General features: G+C 68.5%; 20 protein-coding genes. 5 read left to right on the top strand and 15 right to left on the bottom strand.

All coding sequences use genetic code 11. The features are described from left to right. The 3 genes from ACYVDN_RS10875 to ACYVDN_RS10865 all read right to left on the bottom strand — a co-directional run bounded on the left by ACYVDN_RS10875 (position 1) and on the right by ACYVDN_RS10865 (position 2,574). Complete coding sequence (locus ACYVDN_RS10875; protein ID WP_460571287.1) at positions 1–1,218, bottom strand: cation:proton antiporter; 1,218 nt, start codon at positions 1,216–1,218, stop codon at positions 1–3. A gap of 68 nt (positions 1,219–1,286) precedes the next feature. Further along, on the bottom strand, positions 1,287–1,880 hold the full coding sequence (locus ACYVDN_RS10870) for an NADPH-dependent FMN reductase (RefSeq protein ID WP_460571285.1): 594 nt from the start codon (positions 1,878–1,880) through the stop codon (positions 1,287–1,289). 70 nt (positions 1,881–1,950) lie between these two features. Beyond that, complete coding sequence (locus tag ACYVDN_RS10865; RefSeq protein WP_460571283.1) at positions 1,951–2,574, bottom strand: TetR/AcrR family transcriptional regulator; 624 nt, start codon at positions 2,572–2,574, stop codon at positions 1,951–1,953. A 58-nt stretch (positions 2,575–2,632) separates the two neighbouring features. On the opposite strand from ACYVDN_RS10865, the gene ACYVDN_RS10860 reads away from it, so the two are divergent. Next, positions 2,633–3,340 carry a DUF998 domain-containing protein gene (locus tag ACYVDN_RS10860; RefSeq protein ID WP_460571281.1) on the top strand — a complete coding sequence of 236 codons (708 nt, stop codon included), beginning with the start codon at positions 2,633–2,635 and terminating at the stop codon, positions 3,338–3,340. On the opposite strand, the gene ACYVDN_RS10855 is transcribed toward ACYVDN_RS10860, so the two are convergent. Further along, positions 3,244–4,107, bottom strand: a complete 864-nt coding sequence (locus ACYVDN_RS10855) for a helix-turn-helix domain-containing protein (RefSeq protein WP_460571279.1) — start codon at positions 4,105–4,107, stop codon at positions 3,244–3,246. The genes ACYVDN_RS10860 and ACYVDN_RS10855 overlap by 97 nt on opposite strands. A 101-nt stretch (positions 4,108–4,208) precedes the next feature. On the opposite strand from ACYVDN_RS10855, the gene ACYVDN_RS10850 reads away from it, so the two are divergent. After that, positions 4,209–4,898 (top strand): Rossmann-fold NAD(P)-binding domain-containing protein, encoded by a 690-nt coding sequence (locus ACYVDN_RS10850; RefSeq protein WP_460571277.1) that lies wholly within the window; start codon positions 4,209–4,211, stop codon positions 4,896–4,898. A 28-nt stretch (positions 4,899–4,926) separates the two neighbouring features. On the opposite strand, the gene ACYVDN_RS10845 is transcribed toward ACYVDN_RS10850, so the two are convergent. The 7 genes from ACYVDN_RS10845 to ACYVDN_RS10815 form a co-directional block, all read right to left on the bottom strand. Further along, entirely contained in the window at positions 4,927–5,754 is an 828-nt protein-coding gene (locus ACYVDN_RS10845; RefSeq protein WP_460571275.1) for an alpha/beta fold hydrolase, read from the bottom strand. Then, positions 5,744–6,397: an SRPBCC family protein gene (locus ACYVDN_RS10840; RefSeq protein WP_460571273.1), complete on the bottom strand. Its 654-nt coding sequence runs from the start codon at positions 6,395–6,397 to the stop codon at positions 5,744–5,746. The genes ACYVDN_RS10845 and ACYVDN_RS10840 overlap by 11 nt, the downstream gene beginning before the upstream one ends. Then, complete coding sequence (locus ACYVDN_RS10835) at positions 6,394–6,768, bottom strand: ArsR/SmtB family transcription factor (RefSeq protein WP_460571271.1); 375 nt, start codon at positions 6,766–6,768, stop codon at positions 6,394–6,396. The genes ACYVDN_RS10840 and ACYVDN_RS10835 overlap by 4 nt, the downstream gene beginning before the upstream one ends. A gap of 73 nt (positions 6,769–6,841) precedes the next feature. Beyond that, positions 6,842–8,482, bottom strand: a complete 1,641-nt coding sequence (locus ACYVDN_RS10830; protein WP_460571269.1) for a SulP family inorganic anion transporter — start codon at positions 8,480–8,482, stop codon at positions 6,842–6,844. Then, positions 8,479–9,414, bottom strand: a complete 936-nt coding sequence (locus ACYVDN_RS10825; RefSeq protein WP_460571267.1) for an HAD family hydrolase — start codon at positions 9,412–9,414, stop codon at positions 8,479–8,481. Before ACYVDN_RS10825 ends, ACYVDN_RS10830 begins: the two co-directional genes overlap by 4 nt. A gap of 312 nt (positions 9,415–9,726) precedes the next feature. Then, the gene (locus ACYVDN_RS10820; protein ID WP_460571265.1) at positions 9,727–10,065 is read right to left on the bottom strand and encodes a hypothetical protein; all 339 of its coding nucleotides are present in this window, start codon (positions 10,063–10,065) and stop codon (positions 9,727–9,729) included. 99 nt (positions 10,066–10,164) lie between these two features. Next, on the bottom strand, positions 10,165–10,899 hold the full coding sequence (locus ACYVDN_RS10815) for a glutamine amidotransferase (protein ID WP_460571263.1): 735 nt from the start codon (positions 10,897–10,899) through the stop codon (positions 10,165–10,167). A 109-nt stretch (positions 10,900–11,008) separates the two neighbouring features. On the opposite strand from ACYVDN_RS10815, the gene ACYVDN_RS10810 reads away from it, so the two are divergent. Further along, on the top strand, positions 11,009–11,254 hold the full coding sequence (locus ACYVDN_RS10810; RefSeq protein ID WP_460571261.1) for a hypothetical protein: 246 nt from the start codon (positions 11,009–11,011) through the stop codon (positions 11,252–11,254). A 161-nt stretch (positions 11,255–11,415) separates the two neighbouring features. Here ACYVDN_RS10810 and ACYVDN_RS10805 read toward each other — a convergent pair whose 3' ends face one another. Beyond that, positions 11,416–12,333 carry an aminoglycoside phosphotransferase family protein gene (locus ACYVDN_RS10805; protein ID WP_460571259.1) on the bottom strand — a complete coding sequence of 306 codons (918 nt, stop codon included), beginning with the start codon at positions 12,331–12,333 and terminating at the stop codon, positions 11,416–11,418. Positions 12,334–12,409: 76 nt separating this feature from the next. Here ACYVDN_RS10805 and ACYVDN_RS10800 point away from each other — a divergent pair, with 76 nt between their 5' ends. Together ACYVDN_RS10800 and ACYVDN_RS10795 are read left to right on the top strand one after the other, a co-directional pair. After that, positions 12,410–13,321: an SDR family oxidoreductase gene (locus ACYVDN_RS10800; protein ID WP_460571257.1), complete on the top strand. Its 912-nt coding sequence runs from the start codon at positions 12,410–12,412 to the stop codon at positions 13,319–13,321. After that, the gene (locus tag ACYVDN_RS10795) at positions 13,318–15,006 is read left to right on the top strand and encodes a class I adenylate-forming enzyme family protein (RefSeq protein WP_460571255.1); all 1,689 of its coding nucleotides are present in this window, start codon (positions 13,318–13,320) and stop codon (positions 15,004–15,006) included. Before ACYVDN_RS10800 ends, ACYVDN_RS10795 begins: the two co-directional genes overlap by 4 nt. A gap of 141 nt (positions 15,007–15,147) precedes the next feature. On the opposite strand, the gene ACYVDN_RS10790 is transcribed toward ACYVDN_RS10795, so the two are convergent. The 3 genes from ACYVDN_RS10790 to ACYVDN_RS10780 all read right to left on the bottom strand — a co-directional run bounded on the left by ACYVDN_RS10790 (position 15,148) and on the right by ACYVDN_RS10780 (position 19,326). Next, positions 15,148–16,629, bottom strand: coding sequence for an aldehyde dehydrogenase (NADP(+)) (locus ACYVDN_RS10790; protein WP_460571253.1), 1,482 nt, complete (start codon positions 16,627–16,629; stop codon positions 15,148–15,150). 99 nt (positions 16,630–16,728) lie between these two features. Beyond that, positions 16,729–17,583, bottom strand: coding sequence for a fumarylacetoacetate hydrolase family protein (locus tag ACYVDN_RS10785; RefSeq protein ID WP_460571251.1), 855 nt, complete (start codon positions 17,581–17,583; stop codon positions 16,729–16,731). Between the two features lie 27 nt (positions 17,584–17,610). Further along, entirely contained in the window at positions 17,611–19,326 is a 1,716-nt protein-coding gene (locus ACYVDN_RS10780; protein ID WP_460571249.1) for an IlvD/Edd family dehydratase, read from the bottom strand. Positions 19,327–19,569 lie beyond the last annotated feature (243 nt).

The raw sequence follows: 19,569 nt of genomic DNA, 5'->3' as shown, positions 1-19,569 counted from the left end.
CTACCCCTCGACGGGCACGTGAATCTCGTCCGGCGGCCGTAGACCGCCGTCGGACGAGCGCGCCCGCACAGCAAGGGCGATCGCGGGGAAGAGGAGCACCGAGAGCATTCCGGCGCCGACGAGCGCGCTGGCGGTGCCCTGGGTGATGTCGTGCTGCTGCAGTCCGATGTTCGTGACCGCGACGATGATCGGCAGCCCGGTCGCGGAGAACAGCGTGAGCGCCGAGAGGTCGCGGCCCGTCGATCCGGGCGGCGCGGCGAGCAGCCCAGGCAGCCCGCGCACGATGAGAAGCATCAGCACGAAGATCGGCAGCAGGATGAGCGCCCGCGAGTCTGAGAGCAGCCCGCGCAGGTCGAAATTGACGCCGGTGGCGATGAAGAAGATCGGCACGACGACGCCGAACGCCACGGCCTCGAGCTTGCCTTCGATCTGCACCGCGTCCTCCTCCCGCGCGCCGGAGAGCAGCACGCGCGCGAGCACTCCGGCGGCGAAGGCGCCGAGCAGCATGTCGAGGCCGAGGGCGAGGCTGAGCCCGACCAGTGCCGCGATGATCGCGATCACGAAGCGCACTGCGAACTGACCGCTGGTGTGCAGCGTGGCCCGGATGAGGCGGTGGAACCTGTCGTTGGTGCCGCGTGAGGCCAGCCAGATGCCGAGAACCGTGATGATCACGAAGCCCGCAAGCACGAGCGCCGCCGACAACGGCGTGCGCCCCGACAGGAACAGCGAGATGGCGACCAGCGGCCCGAACTCGCCGACAGCGCCGACCGCGGTCACCGCGATGCCGAACGGCGTCTTCATCTCGCCCGTGTCGCGCAGCAGAGGCAGGAGCGTGCCGAGGGCGGTCGAGCAGAGCGCGATGCCCACGTAGACCCCTGCGATCGGGGTCGGTGCGAGCAGCACGCCGAGCACGACTCCGACGACGAGCGAGATCAGCCAGCCGAAGGTCGCGCGCCGCAGCGGCCGTCCCTTGATGGTGCTGAAGCTGATCTCGTTGCCGGCCATGAAGAAGAGGAAGGCGAGCCCGAAGTTCGAGATCATGTTGAGGCCGTCCGACTTCGGCACCCAGCCGAGCACGCTCGGGCCGACGATGATGCCGAGCACGATCTCGAAGACCACGAGGGGTATCTTCACGATCCGGCCGACGAGCGTCGCGAGAATCGGGGCCACGACGGCCAGAACGGGAATCAGCACGATCGGAGCAATGGTCGCGGCCATGATCAGGATGCTACTGCCACGGCCGCGCGCGTCCGGGAGGCTGATTCCCGCTCAGCGGTGAGTCAGGGTCAAGGGCGAGGGATGACCGTGAGCACGCGCAGTGTGTGCTCGAAGAACTTCTCCATGAAGTTGCGAAGGAACACCTCTGTACGGTCCTCGGTGATGGTGCCATCCGACTCGATGAGACCGGGCGTGAACTGAATGTAGGCCTCCGGCGCGGTCATCTGGCGCGCATTCAAGAAGCTCAGGGTGGCGCGCAGGGACTGCTGTGCGAGCGCTGTTCCGATGGCGCCGGCCGAGGCGCCGATCACGCCGGTTGGCTTGTCGGCCCAGGCGTTCTGGCCCCAGGGCCTGCTGCCCCAGTCGATCGCATTCTTGAGGGCACCGGGGATGGAGCGGTTGTACTCGGGGGTGACGAAGAGGATGGCGTCCGCACTCGCGACGGCTGCCTTGAAGTCGAGCGCGACCTGCGGGTAGTCGGTGTCGTAGTCATAGCTGTAGAGCGGCAGGTCGGCATACGAGATCTCGAAGAACTCGAACTCCGACGGTGCGACCTTCTCCAGTGCGTTGGCGAGCTTGCGGTTGATGGATTCGCGCGCCAGGCTGCCGATGATGACGCCGACGCGGTAGGGCGGCTCGTGCTCCAGGATGTCGATCTTCATGTTTTCGACTGTACCGGGGTGCCCCAATGCGTTCGCATGCATCTGCGGGCATCCTGCCGTCAGGATCGAGCTAGTGGCGATCGGCGGCCCCACGCGCGTTCGCCCGGAGGAAGGCGTCGACCGTCGACTCGACGTGGGAGTGGATGGCGGTCGCCGTCGGTGCCGGCTCGTCGGGAGCCAGCAGCGCGCGATCCTGCAGCGGGCCGACGAGCGCGTAGGCGAACTGCGTAGCGGCCTCTCTGGTCTCTGGGACGACGAGCTCGCCGGAATCGCGCATGCGCTCGAGATGTGCGGTGAGCAACTCGACGGTCGACGCCGGTCCATTACGCCAGTACTCGGTGACGGCCGTTGGGAATGCGGATGCCTGCGCGATCGCCAGCCGCCGCAGGCTCAGCACCTCGGGACGCAGAACGCCGTTCACCAGAGCAGTGCCGACAGCGATGAACCTCGCCCGAAGATCGCCGTCTCCCTCGAGTCCCGCGGTCGTTCGCCGGAGGATGACGGTCGCCTCGGCCGTGACCGCAGCGAGCAGAGCGACGAGCAGGGCGTTCTTGTCGGCGAAGTTGCTGTACACGGTCGCCTTCGAGACGCCGGCTGTCGACGCGATCGCGTCGATGGAGGTCGCGCCGAACCCGTCTCGAAGGAAGAGCTCTCGCGCCGCGGCGAGGATCTCGGAGGACTTGCGTTCGCGCACGGTCGGAGCCTAGCATCAAACCAAACTAAACCGGTCAGTATTGATTGAAGGTGACGTCATGTCCTCCTCGATGCGTTACGACTGCACGCCAGAGGCCCGGGTCACGAAGTCGTTGCTGGGATACGGGGTGATCGCAGGCCCGTTCTATGTGGTGGCCTCCATCGTGCAGGGGCTGCTCACTCCGGGGTTCGATTTCGCCAGCGACAGCTGGAGCCTGCTCTCCCTCGGTACGGCGGGCTGGGTGCACATCGTGGTGTTCATCCTGACCGGTCTGATGATGATCGCGGCCGCGATGGGCGTGCACCGCCACGTCGCAGAAGGCAGAGGCAGAACCGCCTGGATCTACCTGGTCGTGTACGGCGCGCTGCTCGTGCTCGCTGGAGCCTTTCTGCCTGACCGGCCGGGTGGCGGGTTCACCGCGCATGGCATGCTGCACCTGCTGGTCGGCGGACTCGGCTTCGTCGCGTTCGCCGTCGCCGCGTTCCTTCTCGCGAGGAGGTTCGCCCCCGCGTCGCGAGCGCTCGCCGTGTCAAGTGTGATCGCCGGAGTGCTGCTTCTCGTGGGTTTCGTCGCGATCGCGTCCAGCGGCGGGAGCGTCGTCGCGAACCTGGCGTTCACCGTCGTCGTGATCCTCGCCTGGGCGTGGTTCAGCTGGGCGTCTGTGGTGTTCTACCGCGAGGCAGCGATCGAGGGCCGCATCGAGGTGACGCGGCCCCGAAGCTCGTCGAGCAGGTCGGCGTCGCGGGTGTCGGGCGACGCAGAGTAGAGCACGATGCGCAGGTCGCTGCCCTCGATCGTGAGCACGTCGCAGTCGAGGGTGATCGGGCCCAGCTCGGGGTGCACCACAGTCTTGTGAGTCGGAACGCTCTGCACCGTCTCGTAGCGGTCCCAGAGCTCGGCGAATCGGCTGTTCGCCTCACGGAGGGCGGCGATGAGCTCCGAAATCGCGCGGTCGTCAGGGTAGCGATCGGCGGCGCGGCGCAGATCGGACACCATCTCGCGTTCGAAGGCGTCGACGTGACGGTCCGTCCACTCGACGCGGGACGCCGTGTGACCCGTGACGAAGTGACGCCAGATCAAGTTGCGGGCCCGCCCGTCGAGCGCGAGCGGGTCACCGAGCAATGCGGTCCACAGCGCGTTCCGTTGCACGGTGTCCCAGGCCGCGGTGAAGACGGCGAGCGGGGTGTCGACCATGCGATCGATCATCAGCTGCACGCCGCGGGGAATCGTCGTCGGCAGCGAACCCGACGACGGTGCCGTCGACCCGCCGAGGCGATAGAGCAATTGGCGCTCGCCGCCCGAAAGCCGCAACGCGCGCGAGAGTGCCGCGAGAACCTGAGCCGACGGGGTCCGCGCCCGACCCTGCTCGAGGCGCACGAGATAGTCGACCGAGATGCCGGCCAGAAGCGCGAGTTCTTCGCGCCGCAGACCAGGCACACGCCGGTCGCCGCCGACAGGAAGACCTGCCTCTTCGGGCGTCATCCGGTCACGCCAGGCCCGCAGGGCCGCGCCGAGCTGAGTTGCGGATGTCACGGCTCAAGTATGCGCCGCACGATGGACCACCGGCTGGTACCACCAGTCCCAGGGAGTGCAGGGACCTGGGAGATCCGCGGCAGTCGGCTGAGCATCGAGACATGACCATCACTCTGATCACAGGAGCCAACAAGGGGCTCGGTTTCGAAGCCGGCCGTCGTTTGATCGCGGAAGGCCACGAGGTGTGGATCGGCGCGCGCGACACGGACCGCGGTCAAGCCGCCGCCGCGGAGACGGGCGCTCGATTCGTTCAGCTCGATGTCACGGATGACGCATCGGTCGAGCGTGCGGTCGACACCGTGCGAGCCGAGGCGGGCCACGTCGATGTGCTGATCAACAACGCAGGCATCAGCGGGGGAGGGACGACTGCACCGGATGTCACGGCTGACGACATGAGACGGGTCTTCGAGACCAACGTGTTCGGGGTCGTGCGCGTCACGCACGCGTTCCTGCCGCTGTTGCAGGCAGCGACCGCGCCGTCTGTGATCAACGTCTCCAGCGGGCTCGGCTCGTTCACGATGGTCACCGAGACCGATGCCGGTCGCTTCCGCACCCTGGCGTACAGCTCCTCGAAGTCGGCCTTGACCATGCTCACCATTCAGTACGCGCACGCCCTGCCGGGCATCCGCTTCAACACGGTCGATCCCGGTTACACCGCGACCGATCTCAACGGGCTCACCGGCACCCAGACCACCGAGGAGGGAACAGACGCGGTCGTGCGTCTTGCGACTCTCGGAGACCTGACACCGACGGCCACCTTCACCGACCGCAACGGCACGGTGCCCTGGTAGCCGACTCGCTCCTTCGCGGGGCGGAACGTCACGGCCGCAAGAAGCCCCGGATGCGTGCGGCGAAGACGGCGGCATCCACATCGTGGGTCTGCCCGGGCAACACGTCGAACGTGCCGCTGCCGCAGGCTGAGCCGACCTCACGGGCGCCGTATTGCAGCATCACGTTCGCGTCGCCGGCCAGCGCGAGCACAGGCACGGAGATCGACGCGACGAGGTCGACGGGCACCCTGCTGTCGCCGAGCACGGCGTCGTCGTACGCGAGGGTCGGCGCGATGCCGGTCATCCCCTGCCATGCGGGACTCTGCCGCATGCCCGCGATCGCCTGCTCGGGCATCCCGACCCTGCCGAGGAAGAGGGCGAGCGCCGTGTCGCGGTCGCCGGATGCCAGTGCCTTGCCGAGCGCCTCCGTGTAGTCGCGCGCGCCATCCACCAGGTCGTCGGGCATGAACGGCGGTTCGTAGACGACGACCGAGCGCACGCGATCGCCGAAGCGCGCTGCGGCGCGCAGGGCGAGGGCGCCGCCCGAGGAGATGCCGACGAGCGCCGGCGGGCTCGCCGAGCCTGCGGCCTCGGTCAGCGTGCGGAGGAGCACGTCGAGGTCGTCGAGCTCGCGGTCCACCGAGTGCGGCTGCGTGTCGGCGCTCTGCCCGCGCCCGCGGCGATCGTAGATGAGCACCGTGAAGTCCTCGTCGAGCTGCGTGCAGATCGGTCGCATCGGTCCGCCGTCGCGGAAGCACATCGCGCCGTCGATCAGGATGACGCCCGGCCCGTCGCCGTGCATCTCGTAGGCGATGGCGGTGCCGTCGGCGGAGTGTGCGACGGTGGCGTGCGCCTGGGTGGCGGGTTCAGTCGACATCGTGCGATTCCCTTCGGTCTGGATGGCTGTCGGTCGGCCGCTCCTGCGGGTGGCCGTCGAGCTGGGTGAGCACCGGCCCGAGCTGCTCGAGCGCGGCGGAGAAGCCCTTCTCGACGCCGTTCGCGACGGCTCGATCTCGTTCGAGCGGCGAGACGAAGACCAGGTGCACGTCCATCCGCGTTCCCCCTGCGACGGGCGCGTTCTTGACGGGTGAGAGCCGGGAGGGCGTGATCCGGGTTGGGGCCAGTGACACCGTGACGACCGAAGTCGGTCGATCGTGGACGACGCGCGCGTCGGCATCCGACCCGGTCTCCGCATAGACGAGCCGCTCGTCGGGAACGATCTCGCGGTAGACGGCACGACTCCAGTGCTCGGTGCCGTCGGGGGAGAGCAGGCGATAGTGCCAGAGCCCGCCGACCCTGAAGTCGACGCTGCACTCGACGACCCGGCAGTTCGGCGGCCCCCACCAACGCATCAGGTGCTCCGGCTCCGAGAGCGCGCGGAAGACGGTGCGCGGCGACGCGGCGAACGTGCGGCTCAGCGAGATGCCGCTCGCCGTGCGCCGCACCGTCGTGACACCGAGGGGGGCCTTCGTCCGGCCGTCGACTCTCATGCCGGTCGGCTGGGTCGTCGTGTCTGTCATCGCGCGACCTCCGCGTCGAGGCTCGTCAGATAGTCGTCGAGTCCGTCGAGGCTGCCCGCCCAGAACCGCTCGTACCGCCTCGACCATTCCGCAAGGCTGGTGAAGCCGGTCGGCTCGAGCCGACAGACCCTCCGCTGAGCGTCGCGCTGTCTGGTGACGAGTCCGGCGCGCTCCAGCACGGTGAGGTGCTTCGAGACGGTAGGAGCGCCGAGTCCGATCTCATCGGCGAGCGCGCCCACCGTCGACTCGTGGTCGTGCAGCACCTCGACGATGCGGCGCCGAGTGGCGTCTGCCAACGCGGCGAACACCGCGCCGATGTCCTCTACCGTCGAGCCCGGCTCGTTGTATTTTCCTTCGATGGAAATTGCCACATGAGGAAAATACGACGCAATCACGGAGCCGTCAAGTGCTGCTCGCCGTTCGGCGGTGTGGGATGACCCGCGGTCAGACCACCGCGGCCATGGCGTCCGCGACCGTCGCGTGCGTCCGTCCGGCCGCCTGCATGCCCTGATACCACGCCAGCTTCGCCGCGACGTCGATCGAGCGCTGTGGCATGCACGCCACGTGGAGCGTGATTCCCTTCGCCGCGAGCTCGCGGTCCAGGTCTTCGAGCCCGTCGAGCACCGTGATCGTCACGATGTAGAGGCGCTCGACGTTGAGCACCAGGAATCTGATGGGCGGTTGCTGCTCGACCGCCAACGCGATGATGGCGCGTTCGTTCTCCATGACGTTGGCGGTGTACAGGCCTCGCGCGAGGTGAATGGCGATGGCGTCGCTCCTGCGCTCCTCGACCTCGAGGAAGGGAGTGTTGAGCTCCTTCAGCACCAGAACCAGAGTGGCGACGACGCCGACGAGTACCGCGGGGAGCAGCCCGAGGGTGAGCCCGACCGCGGCCGTGGCGAGCGCTATCCAGAAGTCGCGCGGGCTGATCTTGGCGAGGCGCAGCAGGCCCTTCACGTCGATCAGGCCGAGCACCGCGACGAACACGAGCGAGGCCAGGGTCGCCTGGGGCAGCAGCGAGAGCACCGGGCCGAGAAAGAGCGCGACGAGGACCGCGAGGATGACCGTCGTCGCCTGAGCGAGCTGTGATCGAGCACCCGAGTTCTGGTTGACGGCGCTCTGCGAGAACCCGCCGGCCGCCGGAAGCGTGTAGAAGAACGAGCCTGCGATGCTGGCGGCCGAGATGGCGAGCAGCTCGCGATTGCTGTCGATCTGCGGGTCATCCGATCCGCGGATGCCCCGTGCGACCGCGACAGTCTCGAGGAACGCCATCAGGGCGATGCCGAACGCGCCGGGCAAGAGGTCGATGGTGTGGGTGAGATCCGGCAGATGCGGAACGGGCAGGCCCTGCGGCACCTGCTGAATGAGCGCGACGCCCTCGTGTTGGATGCCGGCGATCGCGACGAGCAGGATGCCGCCGACGACCACGATCAGCGCGGCGGGCACCGTCGGGGCCAGGCGCTTCAGCACCAGAAGCAGCGCGACCGACACCACCGATAGCACCGTGGTCGGCCAGTTCGCACCGGGTAGCGCCTCGACGACCGCGACGATCGAGCGGATGAACCCGTGTCCCGTGAAGTTCGTGTCGACGCCGAACAGCTTCGGCAGCTGGCCGACGGCGACCGTCGCGCCGACACCGCACTGCACCCCGATGATGGTCGCCTTGCTGATGTTCTCGACCAGGGAGCCGAGCCTCAGCAGTCTCATGAAGAGCAGGATTGCGCCCACCAGCAAGGTCAGCGTGATCACCGAGCCCTCGGCGTCCTTCGAGCCGGCGGCCACGCCTGCGGTGACCAGGGTCGAGGCGGTCAAGGTGGCGATGGTCGAGGTCGTGGACACGCTCATCGCGCGCGAGCCGCCGAGGAACACGTAGACGAGCATCGGCACGATGCACGTGTAGAGGCCGACCTGCACCGGCAGATTCGCGATGGTGGCATACGCCATCGCCTGCGGCACGACGACCGCGCCCGCAGAGAGTCCGGCGAGCAGGTCCCTCGCCAGCCATCGCGGCCGGTACCCGCTCATGCTGGGGAACAGCCACTGCGGCGTCCTGCGAGTGGCTCGGGCGGTGGTCGCCCCGCTCATGAGGCGTCGGGGTCGACGAAGATCGCGCTCCAGTCATCCTTCACGCTGACGACGGTGTAGCCGCGCTCGTCGGCAGCAGACAGCGCCTGCTCGGCGCCCGTGTCGTACGGAATGTCGTCACGGCCGTCGTCGTCGTGACGGATGAGCAGCGCGGCACCGTGCGGTCCGCGGCGCGCATAGTCGAGCATCTGCATGTCACCGTTCGAATTGCCGACCGCGAGGAGTGGGCGGCGGCCGACGCGGGTCCAGATGCGCAGCGGCTTCTGCTCCCCGTCGTCGAGGAAGCCCAGTGACGCCGAGTAGCGCACCTCGGCCGCCTCCTCGTCGTAGCTCAGTCCGTATGCGGAGCCGACGACGCGCTCGGGCGGGATGCCGTAGTAGTCCTCCGTCATAGGGCGCATGAAGTCGCGCTCACCACCGGAGACGATGTAGCACGCGAACCCGTTGGCCTCGAGGTAGCGCAGCAGCTCGATCATCGGACGGTAGACGGTGTAGGCGTACGGACGCTTGAGCGTCAGGTGCCGAGCGGTCTCGTAGAACGTGCCGACCGACGCTGCGTACTCCTCGACGCTCATGTCTTCGGTGACCGCCGTGATCGCATCGACGAGCTCGCGAAGATCGCTGTCGTCGCCCGCGTAGTGCTTGTCGATGGCCTCGCCGAGCCATGCGAGCTCCCCGGTCGCCACCGCCTTGTACGGCTGACGCTCGGCGAGCGCCGGGTCGGCCTTGACCGCCTCGGTCCACTGCTGCACGAGATAGTGCAGCTGAGTGGGCATCGGCTTCTCGGCCCAGAGCGTGCCGTCATTGTCGAAGACCGCGACGCGTTCCTCTTCCGGGAGAGCGTCCGGTCCCGTCGTCACTGACGCGACGAACGTCTCGATCGCTCTGCGCGTCGCAGTGTCACGCCATGACGACAGATCTGTTCCGGCCACGGTCCGCCCCCTCGCTCGCCGACCTCGCGAGCCGCGGGAAGGCGTTTCACGCGAGATCATCCCATGGACGGGTTGCGGCGAGGAGCCGAACAGGCGGGAATCCTGGAGACGGATGACCCGAACACCCTGCCGCCAGGATTCCCTATTCCCTATGGACGCCACCGGGAAACGCACCGCTCGCCCCCATCGAGACGGTGCCGCCTTCTTGGGTTGCTCGGCGCCACATCCGGTGACTGTACCTACAACCTAGCGCACTTTTGCCCCCCTATAGGGGGGATTGACGGTGAATTCTTTCTGTGATTTTGGCACCGGTCAGCCGTCGACGAGCGTGCGGGAGCCGCCGGGTGAGGCTGCCTCCGCACGCTCGTCGCGGACGAGCCTGACTCGCAGCGAGATCACTCCGGTTCGCACCGCACGAAGCCGTGGCAGCAGTGCGCGGGCCGTGGAGGAGGCCCGCGCCATCGCCGTGGATGAGCTTGGCGCGTTCACCACGAGAACGGCAGTGACACTGCGGTGCGACCTGTCGTGGCGCACGCCACAGACCCCTTCGGAATCCTGGAGAAAGGGGACCAGCTGGCGGCGGAGCATCCGGAACTCCGAAGCCGAGAAGCCTTCACCGGAATACTCGATCTCCGCTGCGTAGTCAGGCACGTCTCCCATGCTGTGCGAGGTCGTTCGGCGTGGGGTGTGGGAGGGCTATGACCTCTCTACGTCCGTGCGGGCCACGCTGTACATCCGCTCAGCGTGGCATCACCGGGCGTAGCGCAGCGCGAACGCCCGAAGCAGCGTGCTCGGCCAGGTGACAGGAGGAGCTGAGCGGATGCCCGTGACGGTGTCATCCAGGGCCGAGGGCTCGAAGTATCCCTCGTGGCGATACGCGCGCACCCGCTCGACGATGCCGTCGGTAGTCAGCTCAGGGTGGAACTGCGTCGCGTAGAGGTTCGCTCGAATGCGGAAGGCCTGCACCGGGCACGCGGCGCTCGTCGCGAGCAGAACGGCGCCGGGAGGCAGCGTCGTCACGGCCTCCTTGTGACCGACCCAAGCGCGGAAGGTCGAGGGGATGCCCGAGAAGAGCGGATCGTCACGCCCGGCCGCGGTGAGGGTGACCTCCACCGCACCGACCTGCTCGCCGTACGTGCGGTCGATCAGGCCTCCCTGGTGCACTCCGAGCGTGCCGACGCCGTAGCAGGCGCCCAAGAAGGGGAAGTCTGCGGCGACGACCCGGTCGAGCAGCGACGCCGTCTCGCGCTCGACGCGCAGTTGAACGTCGCTCTTGGCATCCATCTGATCACTGGCGTTGAACGGGCTGCCTCCTACGAAGAAGCCCGAGTAGTCGTCGAGGTCGATGGTCGGCATCGGCTCCGACTCGAGACGCACACGCACCAGCTGCTGAGGTCCGAGCCCGGTGAACTCCAGGAACGCACCGTACTCCGCGTCGGCGATCGCGTCGTCGGAACGCGTGGCGAGCAGCAGGAACGGGCGCACGGGTTCCAGAGTAGGGGCGGAACGGCACTCATGGTCTACTCAGGAAGCGTTGGGCCCGGCCTCGGCTTTGACACAGAAGAGGCATGGGTTCGCGGCCCATCATGGAGTCATGAGAAAGACGCGAGGTGAGCAGACCTTCCACCTGGGACAAGAGGTCGAGGCGCTCGGCCGTCGCGGAATCGTCGTCGCCATCCTCACCATTCCGTCGTGCATGGTGCGGTTCCCCGACGGCAAGAGGTACATCATCCGGCAGAGCGCTCTCCGCCCGGTGCCTGCGCACTCCGCGCCGGTCGCGATCACGCCCGAACGGCGCTCATCCGGCCACGACGGCCCGTTCCTGCGCCGCACCGCCTGAGCCTTCCCGCGGCGCATGCTTGGCTACAGCGCCATTTGCGCTCAATAGCGCCAGCCCAAGTGGTGCAGTAGAGCGCAAATGGCGCAGTTGGGCTGGCGGCCACTTGGCGGGTCCGTTCCGTGGGTTGAGGAGCACGCCGAAGGCGCGCGTCTCGAAACCCGTCACTCGCCGTGGAAGATGAGCTGCCCGAGCACGTGCGACCCGAGTGACGACATCCGTTCGCTGTCGTCGCTCGCCGTCGCCAGGGCGGTGCCCATGCAGAGCGCCCATCCGCGCGCACGGAGCCACGTCGCGTCATCCGTCCGCGTCGCGTCGTCGATGAGGGCGCGGAACACCGCTCGCGACTCCGGCCGGAAGGTGAGCCACGCCGTCGCCAGGTCGGTCGCCGGGTCGCCGGCGGTCAGATCGCCGAAGTCGATGACTGCGGCGAGATCGCCACGGTCGTCCAGCAGCAGGTTGCCAGGGTGAAGATCGCCGTGGATCCAGATCGGCGGACCCGACCACACGGGTGCGGCGAGCGATTCCTCCCACAGCTCGGTGAGCAGTCCGGTGTCGTAGTCGGTGCGCAGCTCGCGGAGTCGTCCACGCACGGCGGCGTCACGTGAGCTCAACGGCACACCACGCACCGGGTTGAGCGGGATGTCGGGGTGCAGCCGTCCGTCGGCGCTGTGCGGCGCAGGAACGTGCAACGCGGTGACGAAGCGGGCGAGCGGAACGGCGAGCGACGTGCGAGCTGATGCTCCGACATCCGCTCCGTCGACACCGTCGATCCAGCGCACAACACTCCACGGCCAACGGAACCTCTCGCTCGGCACGCCCACCCGAACGGGAACGGGGACCGGCACAGGGAGCCCGGGCGCGAGCAGCGGAAGCCACCGCTGCTCGTGCGCGATCAGGTGCGCAGCGACGCCGCGACGCGGCACGCGAACGGCGAGGTCGTCGCCCAGCCGGTAGATGGCGTTGTCCCAGCCGTTGGTGACCAGTTCGAGGTCGCCGGTGAGGTCGGGATGCTGCTCGGTGAGCAGGCTCCGAACGAGCGAAGCGTCGACGCGGAGGTCTGCTGAGGGTGTGGAGGCCATGGCCTCACCAGGGTACGCGGCATGCGACGTGAGGTCGGTACCCCGGCACTAGGCTGGCGGAACCCGACGCCGGGCGGTGCGCCCGACGGCTTCGTCCCGTTGGGAGCACCACGTGCCAGAGCCTTCAGCTGACGCCACCACTGCGTCTTCTCGCGTGCCGCGCGCACTCGTGACCGGAGGGTCGCGCGGGGTGGGGGCACGGATCGCGGCTCTGCTCGCCGCCGACGGAGTGGACGTCACGCTCACCTACCGACGGTCTGCCGATGCAGCGGAGGAGGTCGTGGCCGGCATCCTCGCCGCGGGTGGCACCGCGAAGGCCGTTCGGGCGGAGCTGGAGTCTGCTGAGGACATCGACGCCCTGTTCGCGGATGACCGGCCGTACGACCACCTCGTGGCGAACGCGGCTGCCTCCGCCTTCAAACCCATCGAGCAGCTCTCCACCGGAAACCTGCAGCGTTCATGGCAGACCAACGTGCGGTCGTTCGTACTGCTTGCGCAGCGTGCGGTGAGCAGGATGCCCGACGGCGGCCGCATCGTCGCCGTCACCAGCTACGGAGCGCAGCGAGCGTTCCCCGCGTATGGCGCCATCGGCGCGGACAAGGCCGCCCTCGAATCGTGGGTGCGGCACATGGCGGCCGAGTTCGGCGAACGCGGCATCACGGTGAACGCGGTCAACGGGGGCCTGATCGACACCGACTCGTTGCGCCACTTCTACGCCGGCCCCACACTGCCCGACCTCGAGACCATGGCCGAGCGCATCCCCCTCGGCAGGGTGGGAAGCGCCGACGACCTCGCTCACGCGGTGCGCTTTCTGCTCTCACCGCAGGCCGGGTACATCACCGGCCAGACCATCGTCGTCGACGGCGGTCTCACGATCGTCGCACCGCCCTACTGGTCGGAGGTGCGTGCTGCTTCGCGCCGGGACGACCCGGCGTCGCACGACGGCCCGAGACGGCCGCTGGAACAGGAGGAGAAGAGACAACCATGACGGCAGACGGCAACGGCGAGCGCGCAGGCAACACCGAATACGACCCGGGCGACCTGCAGCGGGTGTTCGAGGAACACTTCACCTGGGCCGCCTCGTTCGAGCGCAACACCCATCGCTACGCCAACCGACCGGCCCTGACCGACCCGCCGACGGGCAGGTCGTACACGTACCGCGAGCTCGGCGAGGTCACCGGTCGGCTCGTCGAGGGGCTCAGGTCTCGCGGCGTCGGCGTCGGCGACATCGTCTGCTACCAGCTGATGAACGTGCCGGAGTTCGCCTTCCTCTACATCGCGGCGCAGGGGTTGCGTGCCGTCAGCTCGCCGATGAACTTCCGCCTGGCGCCTGCGGAGACGGCGCACATCCTCGACCAGGCTCACCCCGCGGTCTTCGTGTACGACACGGCGGACTCGGCGAACGCCGCTTCGGCGCTGGGCATCGCGGGCCACGCACCACGCATCGTCGCAGGGGTCGGCGACGGCGAACTGCTGCCGGGCGCCGTGCGCTTCGACGACCTGCTGGCGGATGCCGCACCGAGCTTCCACGCACCTGCCGACGCCAGCACCTGGGACGAGACCTCGCGCCTCTACACCTCAGGCACGACGGGGATGCCGAAGGCGGTGCCACTCACCAGCCTCAACGAGGTGCTCACCGCACACGATGTGATCATGCACTTTCCCCTCGCGCCCACCGACAAGACCATGAACATGTCGCCGTGGTTCCACCGCGGAGGAAACTACTGTGCAGGGCCGAACACCGCGTTCTTCGTCGGCGCCGAGGTGGTGACGCTGCCGCGATTCGATCCCGACGTCGTGCTCGACAGCGTGCAGGATCACCGGCTGACCTACGTGATCGGGGCTCCGACCAACCTCGAGCGTCTCGCGGATGCCCAGGAGGCACGACCGAGAGACCTGTCATCCCTTCACGGCATCGTCACCATGGGCGCGCCTCTCGACCGCGCGGCGGCGCTTCGCTACCAGAGCGTGCTCACGTCGCGCATCGCCAACGGATACGGCACCACCGAGGCGTTCTGGAACACCTACCTGCGGCCGGATGACCTGCCGGACGCCGCCGGCGCGGCCGGGCGCGCCTGCCTCGACGACGACGTCGCGGTGGTGAAGGTCTACAAGGAGGGCATCGCCGCGCCGGACGAGCACGCGAAGAAGGACGGCCAGGAGATCGGCGAGGTCATCATGCGGTCGGTGAAGAGCGGGTACGCCTACCTGGGCAACCCGACGGAGCAGGCCGAGAAGTTCCGCGACGGCTGGGTGTACCCGGGCGACCTCGCGACCTGGGACGAGAACGAGATCGTCACGATCGTCGGGCGCAAGGACGACATGATCATCTCCGGCGGCGAGAACGTGCATCCCGTGCAGGTCGAGGAGGTGCTCGCCGCACACGAGGGCGTCGCCGACTCGATCGTCGTCGGTCTGCCCGACCAGCAGTGGGGCGAGCTCGTCGTCGCCTATGTGCAGCCCCGCGACGGCGAGCTCGCGGATGCCCCGGCCGCCGCTCGTGAACTGGACGCCTATCTGCGCGCGAGCGTGGCGCTCGCCGACTACAAGCGTCCGCGCCGGTACACGTTCGTGACGGAGCTGCCGTACACCGCCACCGGCAAGAAGCAGCACTTCAAGCTCAAGGAGCAGGCGCCGCAGGATGCCGCGGACGGGCGGTTCGTCGCGCCCTAGGCGCTGGCCCCGTTGGTTGAGGAGCTCCGCGTAGCGGCGCGTCTCGAAACCTAGTCCGCTGTCGGGCAGCGGGTTTCGAGACGCGCGCCTGTCGGCGTGCTCCTCAACCGGCGGTGTGACGCGCGCCTGTCGGCGTGCTCCTCAACCAGCGACGGGCGCCGGCTCCACGTGACCGTCGACGGTGCGCGGGATGCCCAACGGGTTCGCGTCTTGCAGCGACGGCGGCAGCGCGGCATCCGGCACATCCTGGTAGGCGACGGGGCGCAGGAAGCGGTCGATGGATGCCGTGCCCACCGACGTGAAGTGCGGTGCGGTCGTCGCGGGGTAGGGGCCGCCGTGCTGCTGTGCGTACGTCACGGAGACGCCGGTCGGCCATCCGTTCCAGAGCACACGCCCGGCCTTGTCGGCGAGCACGGAGACTAGGGCTGCGGCATCCGCGTCGTCGTCCTCACCCTGCACGGTCGCCGTCAGCTGGCCGTCGAGCGCGTCCGCGATCGCGACGGCCTCCTCGGCCGAGTCGTATCGGACCAGCAGGGCGGCGGGACCGAAGTGCTCCTCGAGCAGCTCGTTCGGGTGGGCGAGCAACGAGGCGGCATCCGTCGCGTAGAGCGTCGGAGTCGGCACCTCTGCGCTGGTCGGGTCGCCTGCGAGCAGCTCGACGTCGGAGCGGTCGGCGAGGGTGCCGAGGCTGGTGAAGAACCCGTCGCGGATCTTGTCGTCGAGCATGACGCCGCCGCTGGATGCCTTCACAGCGTCGACGACGAGCAGCTCGAGTCCTGCGTCGCGCGGCACGAGCAGCACGCCCGGCTTCGTGCAGAACTGGCCGACGCCGAGAGTCATCGAGCCGGCGAAGCCCGTAGCGATCTGCTCTGCGCGCGCCGCGGCGGCGTTCGCCGTGACGAACACGGGGTTCACGCTGCCGAGCTCGCCGTAGAAGGGGATCGGCGTCGGGCGGGACGCTGCGAGGTCGAACAGGGCGCGTCCGCCACGAACCGACCCGGTGAACGTCGCCACCGTGAGGTCGGGGTGCAGCACGAGGTCGCGGCCGGTCTGCAGGCCCTCGACGAGAGCGAAGGTGCCCTCAGGGGCGCCGGATGCCCGAAGGGAGTCCTCGATGCGCTCGGCGACCGCGCGTGAGAGCTCCGGATGCGCAGGGTGAGCCTTCACGACGACGGGGCAGCCGGCAGCGATCGCGGCCGCGGTGTCACCACCGGGAACGGAGAACGCGAAGGGGAAGTTGCTCGCCGCGTACACAGCAGCGACCCCGAGCGGGCGCATCACGCGGCGCAGGTCGGGACGCGGTCCCATGCCCCAGGTGGCATCGGCGTGGTCGATCGTTGCCTCGAGGTAAGCGCCGCGCTCGAGCAGCTCGGCGAAGAGCCGCAGCTGGAAGGTCGTGCGCACGAGCTCGCCGGTGAGGCGCTGCTCGAGCAGGTGGCTCTCGCGCATGGCGAGCGGCACGAGCGTCGTCGCGTCGGCGTCGAGGGCGTCCGCGATGGCGCGCAGCCACCCTGCGCGTTCCGTCGGAGCGGTGGCCGCCAGTACGGGCGCCGCCTTGACGGCTGTCGCCATCACCTCGTCCAGCTCGGGGTTTCGCTGCGTCTCGGTCGTGCTCTCGCTCATCGCGTCTCCTCCATCGGTGTCGCCTGCTGGTTCGCCCGCTCGGTCATCCTGACGCCGCACCGCGTCAGAAAACGTTTGCTGACTCTATTGTGGCCGAACTCACCGTCCGACGCTGATCACCGGATTCGTGAGCGTACCGACGCCGTCGATGCCGATCGTCACCTCGTCGCCGGGAGTAAGCGTGAAGTCCGCGCCGGGCACGACGCCGGTGCCGGTGAGCAGGAACACGCCGTCGGGGAAGTCGAGACCGCGCAACAGCCAGTCGGCGAGGTCGGGCAGCGAGCGAGCCATGGCATCCGTCGAGGTCGTGCCCTCGAAGACCGTCACGGAGTCGCGCGCGATCGCCATCGAGATCTCGAACGGCGCATCGACGAGCCATGCGGGCACGATCTCGGGTCCGAGAGCGCACGACGCCGTGTAGACCTTGGCCTGCGGCAGGTAGAGCAGATTCTCGCCCTCGATCGAACGGCTGCTCGCGTCGTTCCCCGGCACGTAGCCGAACACTTCACCGGCCGCGTCGAGCACGAGGCCGAGCTCCGGCTCCGGCACGTCCCAAGTGGAGTCCGCACGAACGGCGACCGGGTCGCCTGCAGCCACGACGCGACGACCTGTCGCCTTGAAGAAGAGCTCCGGTCGCTCTGCGACGTACACGCGATCGTACGGCGAGCCATCCGTCGCCTCCTCGATGCGTCCGTCGCGGCTTCGCAGGTAGGTGACGCCCGCGGCCCACACCTCCTGCGCGTCGTCGATCGGGGCGAGCACTGCGTCGACGACGAGCTGTGCGGATGACTGCGCGGCCTCATCCACGACGGCTCGGGCATCCGCCGCAGACAGCCGCAGCAGCTCGCTGAGGGTCATGCCGAGAGCGGCATACACCTCGCCGTGGCGCACGGCCCACTGGATGTCGCCGCCGGAGCGGACTCGGGCGATGGCTACCGGAGGGGTGGTGGTCATGGGAGTCATCCTTTCGTAGGGGTGGGCTCAGTGCGATTCGCGCGTCACCGTGGAGCCGCTGGAGCCGACCAGGAAGTCGAGGTCCGCGCCGGTGTCGGCGCCCTGCACGTGGTCGATGTAGAGCCGCTGCCAGCCGCGTTCCGGGTTGGCGAAGGCCCCGGTCTCGCGGAACGGCGGCTTGCGAGCGGCGAGCTCGGTGTCATCCAGCTCGAGCTGCAGGCTACGGTTCGGCACGTCGAGCGAGATGATGTCGCCGTCGCGGACGAGCCCGAGGGTTCCGCCCGCTGCAGCCTCCGGCGCGACATGCAGCACCACCGTGCCGTATGCCGTGCCCGACATGCGTCCGTCGCAGACCCGCACCATGTCGCGCACGCCCTGCTTGAGGAGTTTGGCCGGGAGGGGAAGGTTCGCGACCTCGGGCATGCCCGGATATCCCTTCGGGCCGCAGCCACGCAGCACGAGCACCGAGTCGGCGTCGACCTCCAGGTCGGGGTCGTCGATACGGGCGTGGAAGTCCTCGATCGAGTCGAAGACCACTGCCTTGCCCCGGTGCACCAGCAGTCCGGGGGTCGCGGCCGCCGGCTTGATGATGGCGCCTCGCGTGGCGAGATTGCCACGCAGCACGGCGATTCCTGCGTCATCCTGCAGCGGGTCTTCCCGCAACGAGATCACGTCGCGGTCCCACACCGGGTGGTCGCCCAGGAACTCGGTGAGTGCCGCGCCCATCACGGTCTGCGCCGACGGGTCGAGCAGGTCCTGCACCTGGTCGAGCACGGCGAGGAAGCCGCCGGCACGGAAGAGGTCCTCCATGAGGTACTCGCCGGCCGGCTGAAGGTTGACGAGCAGCGGCACGTCCTTGCCGATGCTGTCGAAGTCGTCGAGCGTCAGATCGATGCCGAGCCTTCCGGCGATCGCGAGAAGGTGAACGACGGCGTTCGTCGATCCGCCGATCGCGGCCAGCGCGACGATCGCGTTGTGGAAGGACTCCTTCGTGATGACCGTCGAGATGCGACGGTCCTGGCGCACCAGCTCGACGGCGAGGCGACCGGTCGCATGGGAGGCTTCGAGCAGGCGGCTGTCGGGGGCCGGGGTGCCGGCGACTCCCGGGATCGTCATGCCGAGCGCCTCGGCCACGAGCCCCATCGTCGAGGCCGTGCCCATCGTGTTGCAGTGACCCTTCGAGCGGATCATCGATGACTCGGAGCGCTCGAACTCGGCCTCACTGAGGGTGCCGGCGCGCACCTCCTCGCTGAGTTGCCACACCCCGGTGCCGCATCCGAGCAGCTCCCCGCGGAAGTGACCGTTGAGCATCGGTCCGCCGGGCACGACCACGGCGGGGATGTCGACGGATGCCGCACCCATCAGCAGCGCGGGAATGGTCTTGTCGCAGCCGCCGAGCAGCACGACGGCATCGACCGGGTTGGCGCGCAGCATCTCCTCGACCTGCATCGCGGCGAGGTTGCGCCACAGCATGGCTGTCGGCTTGACCAGCGTCTCACCGAGACCCATCACGGGGAGCTCCAGCGGGATGCCGCCTGCCTCGTACACACCGTTCTTCACGTACTGAGCGACCTCGCCGAGGTGCATGTTGCACGGCACGAGGTCGCCACCGGTGTTCGCGATCGCGATCTGGGGGCGCTTGCCGCCGAAGGCGTCCGAGGGGATGCCGCGGCGCATCCACGCGCGATGGATGTAGGGGTCGCGGCCTTCGCCGCCGTACCAGTCCTGGCTGCGCAGGGTCACGGGCAAGCTCCTTCGCTTCTGCTGCATGCGTCCCGACGCTGGACGCAGACCCAGTCTGCCCAATTTGTTCTGGCTTCACGCAATTGGGCGCGATGGACGACCCAGTGCAGTGCATCCAGTGAACTCCCAGCTGGGGCTCACCATTCATAGCTTTTACATGGAGGAGTCAAAGAGGTTTTCCGCGTGAGCACGGTCCACTTGAGCAATCGACCACGGCACCAAGGCCGTCGAACACGGACCATC

Source organism: Humibacter soli (assembly GCF_054779035.1).
This window is presented reverse-complemented; position numbering and strand designations above follow the sequence as displayed.